At 35.0% G+C, this 18,455-nt stretch carries 8 protein-coding genes; 3 read left to right on the plus strand and 5 right to left on the minus strand.

The genetic code is table 11. From position 1 onward, the window contains the following. Positions 1-17: 17 nt before the first annotated feature. From H3V01_RS11200 to H3V01_RS05495, 3 genes are all read right to left on the minus strand, one after another. Positions 18-6,161: a calcium-binding protein gene (locus tag H3V01_RS11200; protein WP_198186195.1), complete on the minus strand. Its 6,144-nt coding sequence runs from the start codon at positions 6,159-6,161 to the stop codon at positions 18-20. An 84-nt stretch (positions 6,162-6,245) separates the two neighbouring features. Then, positions 6,246-7,157 carry a hypothetical protein gene (locus H3V01_RS05490; protein WP_198186196.1) on the minus strand — a complete coding sequence of 304 codons (912 nt, stop codon included), beginning with the start codon at positions 7,155-7,157 and terminating at the stop codon, positions 6,246-6,248. Positions 7,158-7,507: 350 nt separating this feature from the next. Then, entirely contained in the window at positions 7,508-10,174 is a 2,667-nt protein-coding gene (locus H3V01_RS05495; protein ID WP_198186197.1) for a calcium-binding protein, read from the minus strand. Between the two features lie 470 nt (positions 10,175-10,644). Between H3V01_RS05495 and H3V01_RS05500 the strand changes: the two genes are divergently transcribed. From H3V01_RS05500 to H3V01_RS05510, 3 genes are read left to right on the plus strand one after another with little or no spacing between them, the layout of a single operon-like run. Continuing rightward, the gene (locus tag H3V01_RS05500; RefSeq protein ID WP_096766112.1) at positions 10,645-12,810 is read left to right on the plus strand and encodes a type I secretion system permease/ATPase; all 2,166 of its coding nucleotides are present in this window, start codon (positions 10,645-10,647) and stop codon (positions 12,808-12,810) included. A 34-nt stretch (positions 12,811-12,844) separates the two neighbouring features. After that, positions 12,845-14,272, plus strand: a complete 1,428-nt coding sequence (locus H3V01_RS05505) for an HlyD family type I secretion periplasmic adaptor subunit (RefSeq protein ID WP_198186443.1) — start codon at positions 12,845-12,847, stop codon at positions 14,270-14,272. After that, positions 14,272-15,591: a TolC family protein gene (locus tag H3V01_RS05510; protein WP_198186198.1), complete on the plus strand. Its 1,320-nt coding sequence runs from the start codon at positions 14,272-14,274 to the stop codon at positions 15,589-15,591. The genes H3V01_RS05505 and H3V01_RS05510 overlap by 1 nt, the downstream gene beginning before the upstream one ends. 647 nt (positions 15,592-16,238) lie before the next feature. On the opposite strand, the gene lptG is transcribed toward H3V01_RS05510, so the two are convergent. Together lptG and lptF are read right to left on the minus strand one after the other, a co-directional pair. Continuing rightward, positions 16,239-17,327: an LPS export ABC transporter permease LptG gene (gene lptG / locus H3V01_RS05515; RefSeq protein WP_198186199.1), complete on the minus strand. Its 1,089-nt coding sequence runs from the start codon at positions 17,325-17,327 to the stop codon at positions 16,239-16,241. Beyond that, the gene (lptF, locus tag H3V01_RS05520; RefSeq protein ID WP_041879817.1) at positions 17,327-18,436 is read right to left on the minus strand and encodes an LPS export ABC transporter permease LptF; all 1,110 of its coding nucleotides are present in this window, start codon (positions 18,434-18,436) and stop codon (positions 17,327-17,329) included. The genes lptG and lptF overlap by 1 nt, the downstream gene beginning before the upstream one ends. Positions 18,437-18,455: the final 19 nt, after the last annotated feature.

Consider the following 18,455-nt stretch of genomic DNA (forward strand, 5'->3'; position numbering starts at 1 on the left):
TAAATAAACCAATTTATTCAATAAGCAGGGGCACTTGTTAAATGCATAGATTGCTGTATCGGCTCCACCGAATTTAATCTATCATCAATAGCGGGAGTAAATCCTGCCATGGCTGAAAGTAAATTCTGAATCTGTGCTGAAGGATCATTACTATGATTAGAAATAAATTTACCTTTAAGTGGTGAGTTATCTGTCAAATCACTGGAAGCAATTTTCCGTAGATTAGCAATATTATTTCCATTTTTAACTTTAGTTACGCCAAAAGAAGGATTTTTCTTCATATCTTCATAGGTAACGCTTTTATCTTCAAACACAAAATTAAAAGCCCGGCTATTTTTATTTTTAGTATCAAAATAATCAGGTAAGGTCACTGAATCTGCTGATCCATAGGCATAAATGACCAAATCTTTACCAGAACGGATAAATTCAGCATCAGTCAGATTAGCCCCCTTAAATACCAGATCATTACGCTGATACTGGAATTTTTTACCCATATTTCCTAAATCATTCACCATATCCTGACCATGCCCGGCTTCAAATTCATAACGGTCCTTATGCCAATCACCGCCATTTAAAATATCGTTGCCAGCACCTCCAATCAGAACATCGTTTCCTGAACCTCCATTCAGAATATCATTACCCGCACCACCATTTAAAATATCATTGCCTTTTTCACCCCATAATGTATCATCACCAGCTCCTCCTTGTAGAATATCTTTTCCCTCCCATCCAAAAATAATATTATTCTTTTCATCTGTACTCTGAATCACGGAACATTTATCAATAAAATTTTCATAAGTAATCTTCTGATCATCAAATATAAAATTGAATGCCTTACCTTCAAAGCTATCATCAAAATAATTAGAGAAAGTTACAGAATCTTCAGATCGATATGCCCGAATAACCATATCTTTGCCAGATCGTATAAACTCAGCATCTGCCAGATTAGCACCTTTAAAAATAACTTTATTACGGCTCCATTTAAGATCAGTCGAAGTATGAAAATCATTAATTACATCCTGACCATGTCCTATCTCAAACTCATATTGGTCATCTCGCTTGCATCCGTTAAGTATGTCATTTCCTGTTCCACCGATTAAAATATCGCCTTTTCCCTGAGAATTAAGGATATCGTCGCCTTCTCCCCCGTCTAGAATATTAATGCCAAAACCTCCTGATAAAGTATCATTGCCTGCGCCTCCAATTAAAACATCATCTCCTTCCCAGCCAAACATCGCATTATCACGTTCATCTCCATATTGAGTAATAGTAAATTTTTCTCTAAGTTGAGATTGAATAATAGTTTGATCATCAAAAATAAAATTAAATGCGGCGGTGCTTAGTCCTCCATTATAAAAATAATCCTTTAGTGTAACTGAATCTTCTGTTCCATACGCCAGAACAATTAGATCATTTCCAGATCGCATAAATTTTGCTTCTGCTAATATTGCGCCTTTAAACACTAATTCATTATTATCTACATAACGATTGTGACCACAATCAATTATTGTATCTTGTCCATGTCCGATTTCAAATTCATAACGATCTTTATGATTATCACCACCCCTCATTACATCATTACCGGTACCGCCGATTAAAATATCATAACCTTCACCTCCGTAAAGTCTGTCATTACCAGCACCGCCATTCAAAATATCATCGCCCTCTTCACCATACAGCCAGTCATTACCAGCGTTTCCGTTTATGATATCATTTGCAAATGTACCGGAAATTGAATTGTCATTTTCATCTCCATCGAAAATGTAAGTCTTAATATTTATCATATCTTCGTAAGTAATCGTCTGATCATCAAAGATAAAATTAAATGCATTCCTATAATAGCGGGAAAAGTTAGAATTGGAATAAGCAAAATAATTTAGTAAAGTTACAGAGTCTTCTGTTCCATATGCTTTTATGATCAGATTGCCTTCTGAACAGATAAATTCAGCATCCGCGAAATTAGCACCTTTAAATACTACATCATTACGACGTTCTATATATTTTATAGAGCTTTCCCCTCTATCATCAATTACATCGTAACCATGCCCGGCTTCAAATTCATAACGGTCCTTATGCCAATCACCGCCGTTTAATATATCATTTCCGGTGCCGCCATTCAGAATATCATAACCCTCACCTCCCCATAATATATCGTCACCAGCTCCTCCATTCAGAATATCGTTGCCATTTTCACCTTTGAGCGTGTCATTACCAGCCCCACCGTTTAAAATATCAATTCCTAGCCAGCCCAAAATAACATTATCTTTTTCATCATCATTTTGAGTGAAAGGAAAATTTCTCTCAATATCTTCAAGAGTGATACTTTGATCATCGAATATAAAATTGAAAGCTCTGTTTTTATCGAGATTAATAAAATAATCAGGTAAAGTGACCGAATCATCTGATCCATATGCATAGACAACCAAATCTGTACCAGAACGGATAAATTTAGCATCTGCCAGATTAGCTCCCTTAAATATCAGATCATTACACTCATCCTGATATCGTTTATCCATATATCCTAAATCATTAACTATGTCCTTACCATGCCCGGCTTCAAATTCATAACAGTCTTTATCAAAATCACCGCCGTTTAAAACATCATTTCCGGTACCGCCATTCAGAATGTCATAACCCTTACCTCCCCATAAAATATCGTCACCAGCTCCTCCGCTTAGAATATCGTTCCCGTATCCGCCAACTAAAATATCATTACCATCATTACCATTAAGAATGTCGTTGCCGTTTTTTCCATTCAGAATATCATTACCTTTTCCTCCATCCAGAACATCATCTTTATTACTTCCTAACAAAGGATATTCATAAAGATTTTCATATGTAATACTTTGATCATCAAATATGAAGTTGAATTCTCTGCTTCCATAACTATCAGCAGTAAAAAAATCTGTTAAAGTCACCGAATCCGCAGCACCATATGCCTGAATAACTAAGTCTTTTCCATTAACACAAATAAATCTTGTATCTGTGAGTTTAGCACCTTTAAATACTAGATCATTGCGTTCATTTTTAGAGTTAATATCTTGATTACCTTTATCATAAACTATATCTGCTCCATGTCCGGCTTCAAATTCATAACGATCTTTATGACCATCTCCTCCATATAATTCGTCGTTTCCTGCACCTCCTATCAAAATATCATAGCCACCTTTTCCTTCTAAAATATCATTTCCTGCTCCTCCCTTGATCAGATCTTTACCGTCCCAACCATTAATTCTGTTATCTTTATCATCACCATTCTGTGTAATAATATACCTACTTTTTAAATCTTTCACAGAAACACTTTCATCTTCAAATACAAATTTAAAAAAATCCCTTATATTCCAATATGAAAAGTAATCAGGTAATATTACTGAGTCATTCGCTCCATAAGCTTTTATAATTAAATTATTTTTATCCCGCAAAAATAGCGCATCTGAAGATTTTGCTCCTTCAAAATGTAATTCATTATAATCACCTCTTTCATAACCTCTGTCTTCTATTACATCTTGACCATGACCTATGCGAAATATATACTGATCTTTCTGACTCCACTGGCCGACAAAAACATCATTTCCAGACGTACTGAAAAAAATATTATCTAATTCTCCAAATAGTTTAGAAACCATTTCATTATTGGCTTCTTTAGTGAATTTTCTGATATTATTCAGCCTTCTTTCTTTTGCCTCACTATTATATTTACCAAGATTCTTATCAATTTGCATCAATTCTCTAGCTTCGGCCAGCTGATTATTTTCAACTAATTTTACAAGCTCTTGATTTAGCTTAGAGTAATCATATCCAATATTTTGCTGTTCAGCATTCCACTGCGCCAGAATAATCGGAGAAAATAGCTCTTTATATACTCCTTCAGCCAATAAACTGGCGGAAACATATTCTGCAAATTTATTAAACTCCGCAATAAGTATAGGTGCTGCTTTTGAATGAGGATCTGAATCAATTTCTCCCCAGCACCAAATACCTAAAAAATCTGAGCCGGTTAAATTTTCTAAAGTTACCAACTTCCGTGCGTCATCAATATATTTTCCTCGACTTACGGGATCAATCTGTTCAGAACCAGTCCATCTATAAATCAAATTGTTCAGTAATGATTCACGTGTTTTAGTATCAGCTGTCAGATAAGCTTTAACCATTTCCTTTAGAACAGCATCTTTCTGCATAGCAGTATGCAGATCTGATACATTACCAAAGCCTTGTATATAAGGTAATTTCGCTATATCTTTATCAATTGCCAAGTTATCAGTATTAAAAGTATCTCCTTTATCTACTTTAAACCATACATCTGTTGCATCTGTCTGATGCCCGTCTGCCCAGGTAACTTGAGATGTTTCTCTGTGCTCATGACCATTCTCATCTTTTTTATCACCTTTCAGATAATTAAGTCCTATAGCTGTAATCTGAGTATTACTCAGCGACAATAATTCTCCCTCATCAACTAAACCATTCTGATTTTTATCTTGCCATAATTGTAATCTCGACCACACTGAATCAGCAGCATCAATTACACCATCTCGATTCTCATCAAATTCAGCCAGAGCTTCGAATCCATTTTGTGCTTTTTTACCGGAAGATAATAAAGTATTACTGCCAAATAACTCTTTTCCGTCATCAATCAATCCGTTTTGATTACGGTCTAAAACCAGTAGTGCATCATTACTATCAACCCAGCCCGTATTCTCTGCAAAACTATTTCCATCATGATCGAAATATGTATGCTTACCTTGTGCAGTAGTTTTTACACCATCTCCATTCATATCAATGATAATAGGTGATCTGATATCCTCCGCATCCTTGAAATCCGGCCTAGTATCATCTTCTTCTCTCAGCCGGATATTTAAATCTCCATTTCTGAAATTTTTTATGATCAATCCATCATTAATAATTAAATCCCCGCCTTCCCAAAAATACTTAATTCCGCCACCATAGTAAGTATTTTCAGGATCATTTTCAGCATGAACACCACCGGTTAATTTATTACCTTTATAGCTGCTGATTGGTGCAAGACATTTATTTCTGCCATCTCTTAAATATACTTCTCCAGAACCATCTGAGTCTTCAATAACATCCATGGTATCAACAATATAAGTATCATATCCGTTTTTTCCATTAAGTAGATCTTTTTCATATGAGTAGGAACTGGCGCCCATTAACAAATCATCACCATCGCTACCTATTAAATCATCTTCACCACCACCACCAATTAATACAGATCCAGGGCCATTAAATACCATTCCCATATCATCTATAGATTCGGCCTCTAAAATACCATTGTGAAATTTACTATCTGCATCATAAATAACTTTTCTTCCCAAGGAATCTTTAAAATTAATAGATGGAGAGTTTCTAATCAAATTATTTATCTCAAATAAACCATTTGCATATGCCTTTGATTTTGCAATCAGACCGTCTTTCGATTCAAGCTCTTTTTTTTGTAAACGCAATTGAGCAAAATCTGCCTCTGTTACAGTAATAGCAGAAATATTACCTGAAAATACAATAGGAACTTGTCTACCTATTCCAGACGGATCAATTTTATTTTTGTATAGAGAGTTAAATATATCTGCTTTTAATCCTTTGCCTTCAAAATCAAAATTATCTGCATTTGGGATTATTTTTAATCCTCGTATTTCCTTTGAACCATCCTCTTTTACAATGAATTCTATTGAATCAAAATCTATAGTGAAGCTTGTTGAGCCAAAAATAAAGGCACGTGTGATAAAATCACTTGCACTAAAACCAGTATCATATTGACTTATGTGTCTTTTAAAAACTTTATCTTTAAAATATTGATGTTTTTCCCGCCAGTTGGGATCACTTTCATCAATTTTATAATCTTTATCATTTTTGTATATTAACTTACACATATTCAGGAAATTATAGCTTCCGGCTAATATATTACTTTTATAATCAAAAAATTTTTCAAACATACCAAAATTCGCCGCTGAAACAAAACGTCCTCCCCCATGACACATAAATTCATTTGCGTCTATAATTAATGCTTCACCTACGGCATTAGTCTCTCTTATCCATTTATCATCAATTAATTCTGTGCGTGATGGTGCTTTTTCCTGATTCCAAATATATCTAGCCAGAATTTCATCAACACTAACTAAATCTTTCCCATTTTCTAATTCATAAGCCATATATTTATACTTTCATACATAATTTTAGATTAATAAAACTTATTATTAATAAGCTTTACAAAATATATCACATTTGTCATATAATTACATTTTATTTATTTTATAGAAATATGGTTTATATAAAATATCGCCACAATTATTTAAATAAAATACTTCATACGGATAATTTATCGGATAATAGTTTGTTTTGGTTTTTGGTAAAAAACCATCTATACCAAAATAATAATTACCTACTCCCAATGAATTTATATCTTCATCTGGAGGAATTCTTGATTCTTCTACAAAAGTATCAAAAATCGATTCTTTATATGCTAAGACATAATTTTTTCTTTTCTTCATTAATTGCCATTCAGATTTATTATATACTGTACAACAATCACTCCCATATAATTTAATAGAATCTTCACTTGTTTTTCGGTGTATTAAAATAAATTTTTCTAATCCAAAATTATAATTAATATAATTTTTATCTGAGTCATATATAAAAGTCTGTACTTTTGGTAATTTAATAAGTTCATTAATATTACTCAAATAATTATCTTGAACACCTATATAATTATTAAGCTTCTGATTTGTTAGATCAATTGGTACTTGCCATATTCTGCAATTATTTGAGCTAGTACATAGACCATAAGTAGGTAAAAATTTACCATCCATATTTTTTGTCCGATTTTCCCAATATAATTTATTTTCATATATGATTTTTCCTATCAGACTTTTCATTGCTTTATGCCAAAGCTCTTTTTTGGTGTAATACTTCCTGTCTCGCCAGCAGTAGCCTTCTCTATTCTTTTCCTCAAACTCGTTTTGTGAAATGTAAAAAGGTTTAGAATTCTTTTTTAATAATTCATACCAAAAGTGATAAGGGGGTCTTTCATAATATAGCTTTTTTATTTTAAATCCTCCTGCAATAATTAATATCATGGATAAAACTATTACTATATATTTTGTTTTTTTTTGATTATTTTTTGCAATAATCAGTACTTTATCTATCATATTTACTAGACAATATAGTAATGGTAAAATGATTATGATCGTACCTAGCTGATCCAATATCAATATAAGTTTAAACATTGCTAATATATCCCTTTAGAAAAATTTTTCAAATAATCAAATAATAAACCATTTAATAAAATATTTAAAATTAATATTTACCCGAGTATAATTGTTATATTTGCTATATATAAAATAATCTTTAATAAGATATTGGATTTATATTTTTCAAAATTTTTATAATTAATATCAGGCTTTTATTTTATATCAATATCTTTGTCAAATATATTATAAACCTGTGATTAATATTAATCACAGGTTATTTTACACAGACTTTAATAATTAAATTTCAATTATTTATCAAAACTGGTTGCAATATTACCCAGTAATCTGTTTTGTTCTAATAATTCACACATTTGCACATCATCTATTGCATTTGTATTTAATCCTGCCATTGCATTAACAAGCTGTTGAACTTGTTGTGTGACCTGAGGATGACCGGTTATGTCATTATGATTTACATTATTTTCAGTATAAAAATAGTAATCACCATCTTTATTTCCATTTCGTTCAAAACTAGCAAAAATTTCTGATAATGTAATTAATTGATTTTTGAAAACAAACTTCTCAACTCCAGCCCAATTTCCAACACCTTTAGAAAGACAATCTCTTATTTCAATGGAATCACCTTGATTATAACCTAGAAGAAATAATGAATTTCCTTTTTTTCTAAAAATAACTTCACTCATATTCACATCTGTAAATATTATAGTATCTTCTGTACTATTATTATTTTGTAATAATACATTTCCATCCCAGATAAAATCATTTCCATGTCCTTTTGAAAAAATATATATGTCATCACCACCTCTGCCGGAAAGATAATCATCACCAGCTCCGCCCACAAATATATTTTTTCCATCATCTGCTCTTAAATTATCATTACCCGTCCCTCCTATTAATGTATTATCTCCTCCATAAGCTTGTAAAACGTCATTTCCGTTACCACCAACTAAAACATCATTATATTTTCCGCCACTAAGCATATCATCCCCATCCTCTCCGAATAATATTGCTCTGCCTGTATCAAGCCAAATTTCATCTTTGCCAGCAGTACCGTGTATTACCATTCCTTCTTTCTGAAACTGCTCCAGCGGAATTGTCTTATCTTTGAATACAAAATTTTCTATCGCATACCCTCCATGCGGATAAAAGAAATCTCGTATTTCCACTGAATCTCCTTCGTTATAACCATAAATAAATAGTGTATTGTCTTTTTTCCTGAATTTTACTTCATCAAAATTGACATCTAAAAACTGAATCGTATCTGCTTCACCTGCCTCGTCACTTATAATATCTTTACCATGTCCTTTAGCAAAAACATAAGTGTCGTTACCCTCTCCGCCATATAGCCAATCATTTCCAGCACCTCCTATCAGGATATCATCTCCTTTATATCCATAAAGGGTATCATTACCATCCCCACCATCAAGTATGTCATTCGCAATATCAAATGTACTGCCTTGGAGCAAATCATCGCCATCTCCGCCATGCAGTATTCCTCTGCCTTTTGATATATTGATAGTGTCATTTCCTGATGTTCCGTACAGTTCCATTCCTTCCTTCTGAAGCTGTTCTAACATAACAGTTTTATCTTTAAAGATAAAATTCTCTATTGAATGATTTACCCAGCCAATAAAGAAATCTTTTATTTCAACTGAATCTCCTTCGTTATAACCATAAATAAACAGTGTATTGCCTTTTTTCCTGAATTTCACTTCTTCAAAATTGACATCTAAAAACTGAATCGTATCTGCTTCACCTGCCTCGTCACTTATAATATCTTTACCATGTCCTTTAGCAAAAACATAAGTGTCGTTACCCTCTCCTCCATATAAATTATCATTTCCTCCACCTCCTATTAGGATGTCATCTCCTTTATATCCCCATAATGTATCATCTCCTGCACCACCATCCAGTATGTCATTTGCAATATCATATTGACTGGCTTTAAGAGTATCATTACCATCTCCGCCATGCAGTATTCCTCTGCCTTTTGATATATTGATAGTGTCATTTCCTGATGTTCCGTACAGTTCCATTCCTTCCTTCTGAAGTTGCTCTAATGTAACTGTTCTATCTTTAAATACAAAATTCTCTATTGAATGATTTCCCCAGCCAATAAAGAAATCTTTTATTTCAACTGAATCTCCTTCGTTATAACCATAAATAAACAGTGTATTGTCTTTTTTCCTGAATTTCACTTCTTCAAAATTGACATCTAAAAACTGAATCGTATCTGCTTCACCTGCCTCGTCACTTATCAGATCTTTACCATGTCCTTTAGCAAAAACATAAGTATCGTTACCCTCTCCTCCATATAAATTATCATTTCCTCCACCTCCTATCAGGATGTCATCTCCTTTATATCCCCATAATGTATCATCTCCTGCACCACCATCCAGTATGTCATTTGCAATATCATATTGACTGGCTTTAAGAGTATCATTACCATCTCCGCCATGCAGTATTCCTCTGCCTTTTGATATATTGATATTGTCATTTCCTGATGTTCCGTACAACACCATTCCTTCTTTCCGAAGCTGCTCTAATGTAACTGTTCTATCTTTAAATACAAAATTTTCTATTGAATAATTTACCCATCCATTAAAGAAATCTTTTATTTCTACTGAATCTCCTTCGTTATAACCATAAATAATCAGGTTATTTCCATTTTTTCTGAACTTAATTTCATTGAAATTGACATCTAAAAACTGGATCGTATCTGATTTTCCTGCACTGTCAGAAATATAATCTTTACCATGTCCTTTGGCAAAGACATAGGTATCGTTACCCTCTCCTCCATATAAATTATCATTTCCAGCACCTCCTATCAGAGTGTCATCCTGACTTGTTCCTGATAAATTATCATCTTTATCACTTCCTTCAATTAGGTTCACATTATCTGACAATATTGAACTGGTATTCTGATATTGGTATTCTTTTATTAACGCATTCATATAGCTAATCCTTAATTAAAAAAAATTAATACAAAAGTTAAATTTAATATTTGCATTCTAATAATTAATTTCTATTTATATAAAATCCCCCTTTACTTTATAAACAAAACAATAAATACAACTCTACATTTAACTTATTAAATAAAATTATCCGGATATCATTTTTATATTAATAAGGAATAAAATACTAATTCATGTTTAAAAATATTTTTATATGAACTTAGTTATCCTTTTTATATAAAATCAACAAAATCTGATTTAAAACAGACTACTAAAATCCTGAATTGATAACAATTAAATTTAACATTATTTGATGTTAAGTCAAATATATACATATTATTTATATATATTTTAAATTTTATACAATATAATTAAATATTAAATATTTGGATTTTATTGTCTTTTTTGTGTGTATTTTTGTTATTATTTATGTTAATTTGTCATCTTAAATTAAGATATTTTTAATACCTATGTCATTATCACCTGAGTCTCTGCCTTCAAAATCTGATTCTTTAAAAAAATCAGATAGTTTTCAAAAACCCAATATAGCGGTTACTGCACTCGTACTTATTGCCCATTTTCATGGTTTGGCAGTTAATCCTGCCGATATTACCCATAAATATGCTGAAAAAGGGGATTTAAACAGTGAGAAATGGCTATTGGCAGCCAAAGACCTGGGATTAAAAGCCAGGCTGGTAAAGCATAATGTTGAACGTCTGCATCTTGTGGCTTTGCCTGCAGTTGTTTGGCGGGATGACGGACAGCATTTTGTTCTGGCTAGAATAGATGGTGATCGCTATTTAATTCAGGATCTTGAACAGGGTAAACCGGTTATCCTTACGAAAGAAGAATTTACCCAACGCTATTCTGGACAGCTTATATTGGTTACTTCCCGTGCATCAATACTTGGTCAACTGGCCAAATTTGATTTCACATGGTTTATTCCGGCTGTTATCAAATACCGGCGTATCTTTCTGGAAGTACTGGTTGTATCCGTTTTTATTCAGCTTTTTGCACTTGTTACACCTATGTTTTTTCAGGTGGTAATGGATAAAGTTCTAGTTCACCGCAGCTTTTCTACACTTGATGTTATTACTATTGCATTGCTGGTGATCATTATTTTTGATGTCGTGCTAAGCGGATTACGTACATATATATTTGCTCATACCACATCACGTATTGATGTTGAATTAGGTGCACGATTATTCAGACATCTGTTAAGTCTGCCTCTGGCTTATTTTGAGCATCGCAGAGTGGGAGATACCGTTGCACGGGTGCGTGAACTGGAACAAATCCGGAATTTCCTAACAGGACAGGCATTAACTTCTGTTCTGGACTTATGTTTTTCTTTTATCTTCTTGCTGGTTATGTGGTTTTATAGTGGCTGGCTAACATTGGTAGTTGTTATCTCCCTGCCCTGCTATGCCATCTGGTCTGCAACTATCAGCCCGATTTTGCGTGCTCGTTTGAATGAAAAATTTGCCCGCAATGCCGATAATCAGTCTTTTCTGGTTGAATCAGTAACTGCTGTCGGTACCATCAAAGCAATGGCCGTTGAACCACAGATGACCAGACGCTGGGATCAGCAACTGGCCGCTTATGTCAATTCCGGTTTCCGTGTTGCCCGGCTGGCTACTATCGGACAACAAGGTGTGCAGTTTATTCAAAAACTGGTTACAGTTGTCACGTTGTGGCTTGGTGCGCATCTGGTAATTAAGGGTGATCTGACTGTAGGTCAGTTAATCGCATTTAATATGCTTGCAGGACAAGTAGCAGCTCCTGTTATCCGGCTGGCACAACTATGGCAGGATTTCCAGCAAGTGGGGATATCGGTATCACGGTTAGGAGATATTCTGAATACTCCGACCGAAAATCCAACTTCGCGCATGGCTCTCCCCAATATTAAAGGACAAATTGAATTTGAAAAAATTTCTTTTCGCTACCGGCCTGATGGTGCAGAAATATTACGGGATCTGAGTTTAAATATCCGGCCCGGAGAAATTCTGGGAATTGTCGGTCGTTCTGGTTCAGGTAAATCCACTCTGACCAAGCTGGTACAGCGTTTATATACACCGGAGCGGGGGCGGGTTTTAGTTGATGGTAATGATCTGGCACTGGCTGACCCGGCGTGGTTACGGCGTCAGGTAGGTGTGGTGCTTCAGGAAAACGTTCTGCTCAATCAGAGTATCCGTGCCAATATTGCTCTTGCTGATCCGGGCATGCCGCTGGAAAGAGTGATGTATGCTGCTAAAATGGCCGGCGCACATGAATTTATCATGGAGTTGCCGGAAGGATATGACACTATAGTTGGAGAACAGGGCGCTGGCCTTTCAGGAGGTCAAAGACAACGAGTAGCAATTGCCCGGGCTCTGGTAGGCAATCCGCGTATTTTGATTCTTGATGAAGCAACCAGTGCTCTGGATTATGAATCCGAACGAGCTATTATGAAAAATATGCAGGCTATCTGCAAAGGACGTACTGTACTGATTATTGCACATCGTCTGTCTACAGTCCGTATGGCCAATCGTATTATAGCCATGGACAAAGGCTGCATAGTAGAACAAGGTACTCATCAGGAGTTACTGGAAAAACCAAATGGTTATTATCGCTATTTATATCAACTGCAAAACAGCTGACATTAAATTCAAAATAAGAAAATAAGATATGGGCATTCGCTTTCAAGCTTTTAAAGATTTTTTACAACGATATAGCACGGTCTGGAAAAATATCTGGGCGATACGTTTTCAATTGGATCCGCCTAAACGAGATGAAGACGAACGTGCTTTTTTACCGGCGCATCTTGAATTAACTGAAACACCTGTTTCTGTCGCACCTAAATGGACGGCAAGGCTGATTATTCTGTTTGCCGTGCTGGCACTATTATGGGCATTAATTGGCAAACTGGATATTGTTGCTGTAGCAATGGGTAAAACTACCCCAGGCGGACGCAGTAAAGTTATCCAGCCGCTTGAAACATCTGTTGTCGATAAAGTTGCAGTCAAAAATGGTGATCATGTAAAAAGCGGACAAGTATTAGTTCAGCTAAGTGGTATTGGTTCTGACAGTGATTATGCTCAGTCAGAAAAATCCTTGCAGGCCGCACGTTTAAATAAATTACGTCTGGAAGCGGTTATTCGTGCTGTTGATACACATCAACCTCCTGTATTGGATCATGAACTAGCAACAAAATGGCAGTTGACTCCTGATCAGATTATGGAAGCACAATCATTAGCTATAAATCAGTTCCAAACATGGTTTACTCAGGATGCCCAATTGCAGACTGTATTGCGAGAACATCAGGCACAGTTACAGGGAACCCAGTCACAGGTAAGTAAACTTGAACAAACTACAGCCATTGAGCAACATCGTACAGCTGATTATAAGGACTTACTGGCACAAAATTTTGTATCCAAACATGCTTATTACGAGCAGGAAAGCAAGTTTATTCAAAATAAAAATGACTTAGCCAGCCAGCGTAGTCAGCTTCGTCAAATTCAGGAAAGCATACGCGAAGCTGAGCAAAACAGACTGTTACAGACTAATACCCTTAGACGCGATACACTCGATCAATTGCGTCAGGCCAATGAACAAATTCAACAACTAACAGAAGCAACTGATAAAGCGTTACAGCGCAAACAATTAATGACATTGAAATCACCTGTCGACGGTACGGTGCAGCAACTGGCCACACATACTATAGGCGGTGTCGTTACAGCTGCTCAGCAAATTATGGTTATCGTGCCGGATCAGGATCAGATGGAAATCGAAGCACTTGTTCCAAATAAAGATATCGGTTTTGTTAAAGCAGGACAAAGTGCCATTATTAAAATTGAGTCATTTCCCTATACTCGCTACGGATACCTGACCGGTAAAGTAAAAAATGTAAGCTTTGATGCAATTGAAGATGAAAAGTTGGGCCTGGTTTTTGCTGCTACTATTGTTCTGGACAGAAATTATCTGATGATAGATGGTAAAAAAGTGAATTTAACAGCCGGTATGAATGTAACCGCAGAAATTAAAACCGGGAAGCGTCGCGTTATCACCTATTTGTTAAGCCCGCTGCAAACTAAAGTTGATGAAAGTATGCGAGAACGCTGATGCAAAAATATACTTTTACTATTTGGAAAGCTTTCTGTATTTGTATTGGATACAGTGTTATTTCTGCTCCTGTACAGGCATTCGATTTATTTGATGCCTGGCAGGCTGCAATAAACTATTCTGCAGATTTTTCAGCAGCCCAAAGTGAACGCGATGCTCAAAAAGAACAACTGGCACAAACACGTGCTGCTCTGCTCCCGCAGGTAAATGGCAATTATATCTATCAGAAGCAGCCCCCCTCTCTATCTAGTACAACCCAGACTCATGGCTGGAATGTTCAGGCAAGTCAGGCTCTGTTTGATAAAACTAAATGGGCACAATACCAGCAAGGTAAAATTACTGCCAATATGGCTGACTGGCAATTGGAGAATGTAAAAGAAGATTTGCTATTTAATGTTGCTAAGGCTTATTTTCAGGTCTTACTCGTTGAAGATAAACTGGTTTCAATTGAAAAAGAAAAAGAAGCCTATGCAATGCAAATCAGACAGTCCAAAGCTCTATTCGAAAAAGGTGCAGCCACCATTTTGGATACAAACGAAGCTCAGGCTGGGTATGAAGCAGCGCGTGCAAAAAAAGTTAGTGCAATGACCGATCTGCTGGTAGCTCAAAATAATCTGGCTAATATTACTGGACTTGATCCGAAGAAAATTAAACGTTTAAGACATACAGATTTTGGCGACTTACTGGGCAAAACAAGCAAAGCAGATTGGATAAATACAGCACAAACAAATAATCCAGAATGGCAGCAGCAAAAGCTGGCTTTAGAAAATGCTAAACAAGCTTATATCGCAGCTAAAGCAGAAAACTGGCCGAAGTTAACGATTAATGGCGGTTATCAGGACAATCATCAGATTCAACAATTTTATGGTTTGGATCATGGTACTCGCAGTAAAGGCGGGATTGTTACAGTCCAGCTTTCAATGCCTTTATTTACTGGTGGATTAATCCACAGTAAAATTAAAGAAGCAGCTGCAAAAGAGCAACAAAATAAATTTTTATTAATTGCTACTGAACGTAAAATTGAACTTAATGTTAATCAGGCTTATCAGACTACATTAGGCAATCTTTATCAGATTCAGGCACAGCAACAATTATTAAAAGCGAATTCTGTAAAACTAGAAGCTACCCAATTAGGTCGTAAAGTAGGTATACGCAGTAATCTGGATGAATTACAGGCTTTACAGGCTAAGGCTGATGCTGAGCAAAAATTAGCCGAAGCACAGTATGGTTATATAACAAAGTATATTCAGCTTCTGCAAAGCGCAGGGATTTTGACTCAACCCGCAGAACAAAAAAAATTACATAAATTGCTGTATTAGGTAATTCTATTCATTTAAATAATTATAATTATTTTAAATATTGATTTAACATCAATTAATCTTATTAAGTACCTTAGATTAAGTAGCTATCAATTTCTCTGATATTTTATTGATAGCTACTTAAGAAAAATTTGTTACTTTATTTGAATTTTCATTTTTATGTTAAATCAATTTTTATTTAAATAAAAAATATTATTTAATTTTTAGAGTTTCCTAAAATTTAATGTATTGAATTAAAATCGCAATCATTTAAATTATCTATTAATTGTTGAGTCAATTCTTTACAGGCGATAATCTTTTATTTTCGATTATAAATAAAGCAAAAATCTCAAATTCACTAAAGCTATTTTCAGGTATGGTAACTTTTTACAAAATGGTAAATATAAATATAATTTCCTCATTTGCTTAGAATTTTTATATGTGAAATAAACTCACTATAACCAAATTTTTTACCGTCAATTATTTGCTGAAATTCTATTGAATAATATTTAGAAACTAATTCATCAATATTTTTCTTAGCAATTAATAAATTGTTTAATGAGACTTACCATAAAAACAATATCCATTTAATTTTCTTATTGAAATTAGTAACTATCACTTAACATTTTACGGTTCAGGCGTATAAAGTTTAAATACAAAAATGGATATTAACGTTTTTCCTGTCTTCGAATCAGATAAACAGCCAGACACAGAAAAAGAAGTGTAGGCAAAAATGCAGCAATTATAGTCGGCACTCCATATAACTGACTGGTAAATCCAAACAGTCTTCCAGAAAAATGAAATAATAGTCCTAAACATATTCCATAGAATAGTTTCAAACCCATATTCCCATGCCGATTTTGTTGAGGCGTAAATGCCAGCGCTACCAAAGCCATAACCATACACGCCAATGGATAGGCAATCTTTCTCCACCAGGCAAGTTCGTAGCGTGTTGTCTGTTGATGATTATGCTTCAGATGCTTGATATAAGTTGAAAGTGCTATAGCTGACATTTGTTCTGGTGCTACCAGCAATATATTGAGAAGCTGGTGATTAACAGACATTTTCCAATCCAGATTTTCAATATGATTTACAGATATCTGATTTTTTCCCAATAGTGACTGATCTACCTGATTCAAATGCCATTTAGATTTTTTACCTTCAGTAGAATGAACATCTACTTTAGCACTGAAAGCATGTAAAGTTTCAGTCAGTTGAAAATTTTCATCATGTCGATAAATATTGATATCTCTTAAGCTGCCATCCGGAAGCATTTCAGCTACGTTTACAATGTCTTTTCCTTGTTTTAACCATATACCACTGTCCCCGGCACTGATGCTGTTCTGACGTGCATGTAATTGATACTGTTCTGCATAAGGACCTACTCTAGGTACGACATATTCACCAAGCAGCGCAGCAATGACTGCAAAGAATAGTCCAAATTGCAGCATCATACTAATAATGTTAGACAAACTGACTCCGGATGTTCTGATTACAGTAAATTCACTATTGCTGGCCATTTGACTAAGGCAAACAAGACCACCAACCAGTACAGCCAGAGGCATAAGCTCATAAGCATGTGTCGGAATCAGCATAAGAACATAATATAGCATTTTATCGGCAGTATAACGTCCGTCACCAACATGGCTGATTTCACCCATAATATCGAAAAAACTGTATAAGCTTACCAGTGCCAATAATGCATATAAAGTATAAACAGTCATTTGGCTGATGACAAAACGATTAAGCAAACGCATCAGGACCGTCCTCCCAGTAATGATGTAAACGCTGTTTTAAAAGAAGCTGATGGGAAGTCACGCCAGCGTAATAAGAATAGAAACAGCATAAACATCATTAGATGCATTGGAAATATGCCTAACCAGAAAGGTATACGACCATTTTCTACCAGATCTCGCAAAAAGGTCAGGCCATTTTGATAAATTAAAAATACTGCAATTGCAATAAGAATATTGTATGTATGTCCGGTACGGGGATTAAAATAAGATAATGGTAAAGCCATTAAAGCAAGTAAAATAACACTAATCGGTAATGATAAGCGCCACATTAGTTCTGCTTTGTAAATGGGTTTGTTACTGGCAAATAATGCAGAAGTAGGAATAGTATGCCGGTTCTGTTTTGGATCAATAACGGTTGTATTAACACTGATAATCAGTGTCATTTTATCAAAAGAAGCTCTTTGATAATCAGCCTGTCCAGGCTTTCCATAGTAGCGAAAACCGTCTTCAAGAGTAAGAATACGTTTCTCTCCATCCTGTTTAAATTCGCCTTTTTTCGCAAAAATCGAACTTTCCTTGCCATTTTTTTCTTTTTCACGAACAAAAAGATTACTGGCACGACCGCTATCAGGGTCAAATGTTTCAATGAAATAAACTCGCGGATGGCTTTTGCCAATTTCTTTGAATACCCCGGGTTCCAGTAATGACATTTCCTGTTTTTGTTTCAGTATCTCCGCAAACTCACGGCTGCGCCACTCTGCCCAAGGCTGAATGAGCATGGAAACTATTGCCACCAAAACTGCAAACGGAATAGCGAATTTCATTAAAGGAATAATCCAGTTTCTTAATGATAAGCCACTGGATAGCCAGATCACCATTTCGCTATCACGCCAATAACGTGTAAGTACCGTGATGATACTGATGTAAGCTGTCAGAATAAGCAGTACAGGTGTCAGGCCAATTGTCCAGAATCCAATTAACGCAGACACTGCATCAATGGCTACACGGCCACTGGCGGCACGACCCAGCAGATTGATTGCCTGTGTAGCTACCAGTACTACCAATAAGATCACGAATATGCCTACGGCAGTCCATGATAATTCTTTAATAAATTGGCGTTGATAAATCATAAGATAATTAAACACATTT

Origin of the sequence: Snodgrassella sp. M0351 (assembly GCF_016100575.1) — a bacterium.
In the GTDB taxonomy this organism is placed as follows: Bacteria; Pseudomonadota; Gammaproteobacteria; order Burkholderiales; family Neisseriaceae; genus Snodgrassella; species Snodgrassella alvi.

Coding starts and splice junctions, on each gene's coding strand:
- H3V01_RS11200 (WP_198186195.1), bottom strand. CDS start 6,161: ATGGCTTATGAATTAGAAAATGGGAAAGATTTAGTTAGTGTTGATGAA.
- H3V01_RS05490 (WP_198186196.1), bottom strand. CDS start 7,157: ATGATAGATAAAGTACTGATTATTGCAAAAAATAATCAAAAAAAAACA.
- H3V01_RS05495 (WP_198186197.1), bottom strand. CDS start 10,174: ATGAATGCGTTAATAAAAGAATACCAATATCAGAATACCAGTTCAATA.
- H3V01_RS05500 (WP_096766112.1), top strand. CDS start 10,645: ATGTCATTATCACCTGAGTCTCTGCCTTCAAAATCTGATTCTTTAAAA.
- H3V01_RS05510 (WP_198186198.1), top strand. CDS start 14,272: ATGCAAAAATATACTTTTACTATTTGGAAAGCTTTCTGTATTTGTATT.
- lptG (WP_198186199.1), bottom strand. CDS start 17,327: ATGCGTTTGCTTAATCGTTTTGTCATCAGCCAAATGACTGTTTATACT.
- lptF (WP_041879817.1), bottom strand. CDS start 18,436: ATGATTTATCAACGCCAATTTATTAAAGAATTATCATGGACTGCCGTA.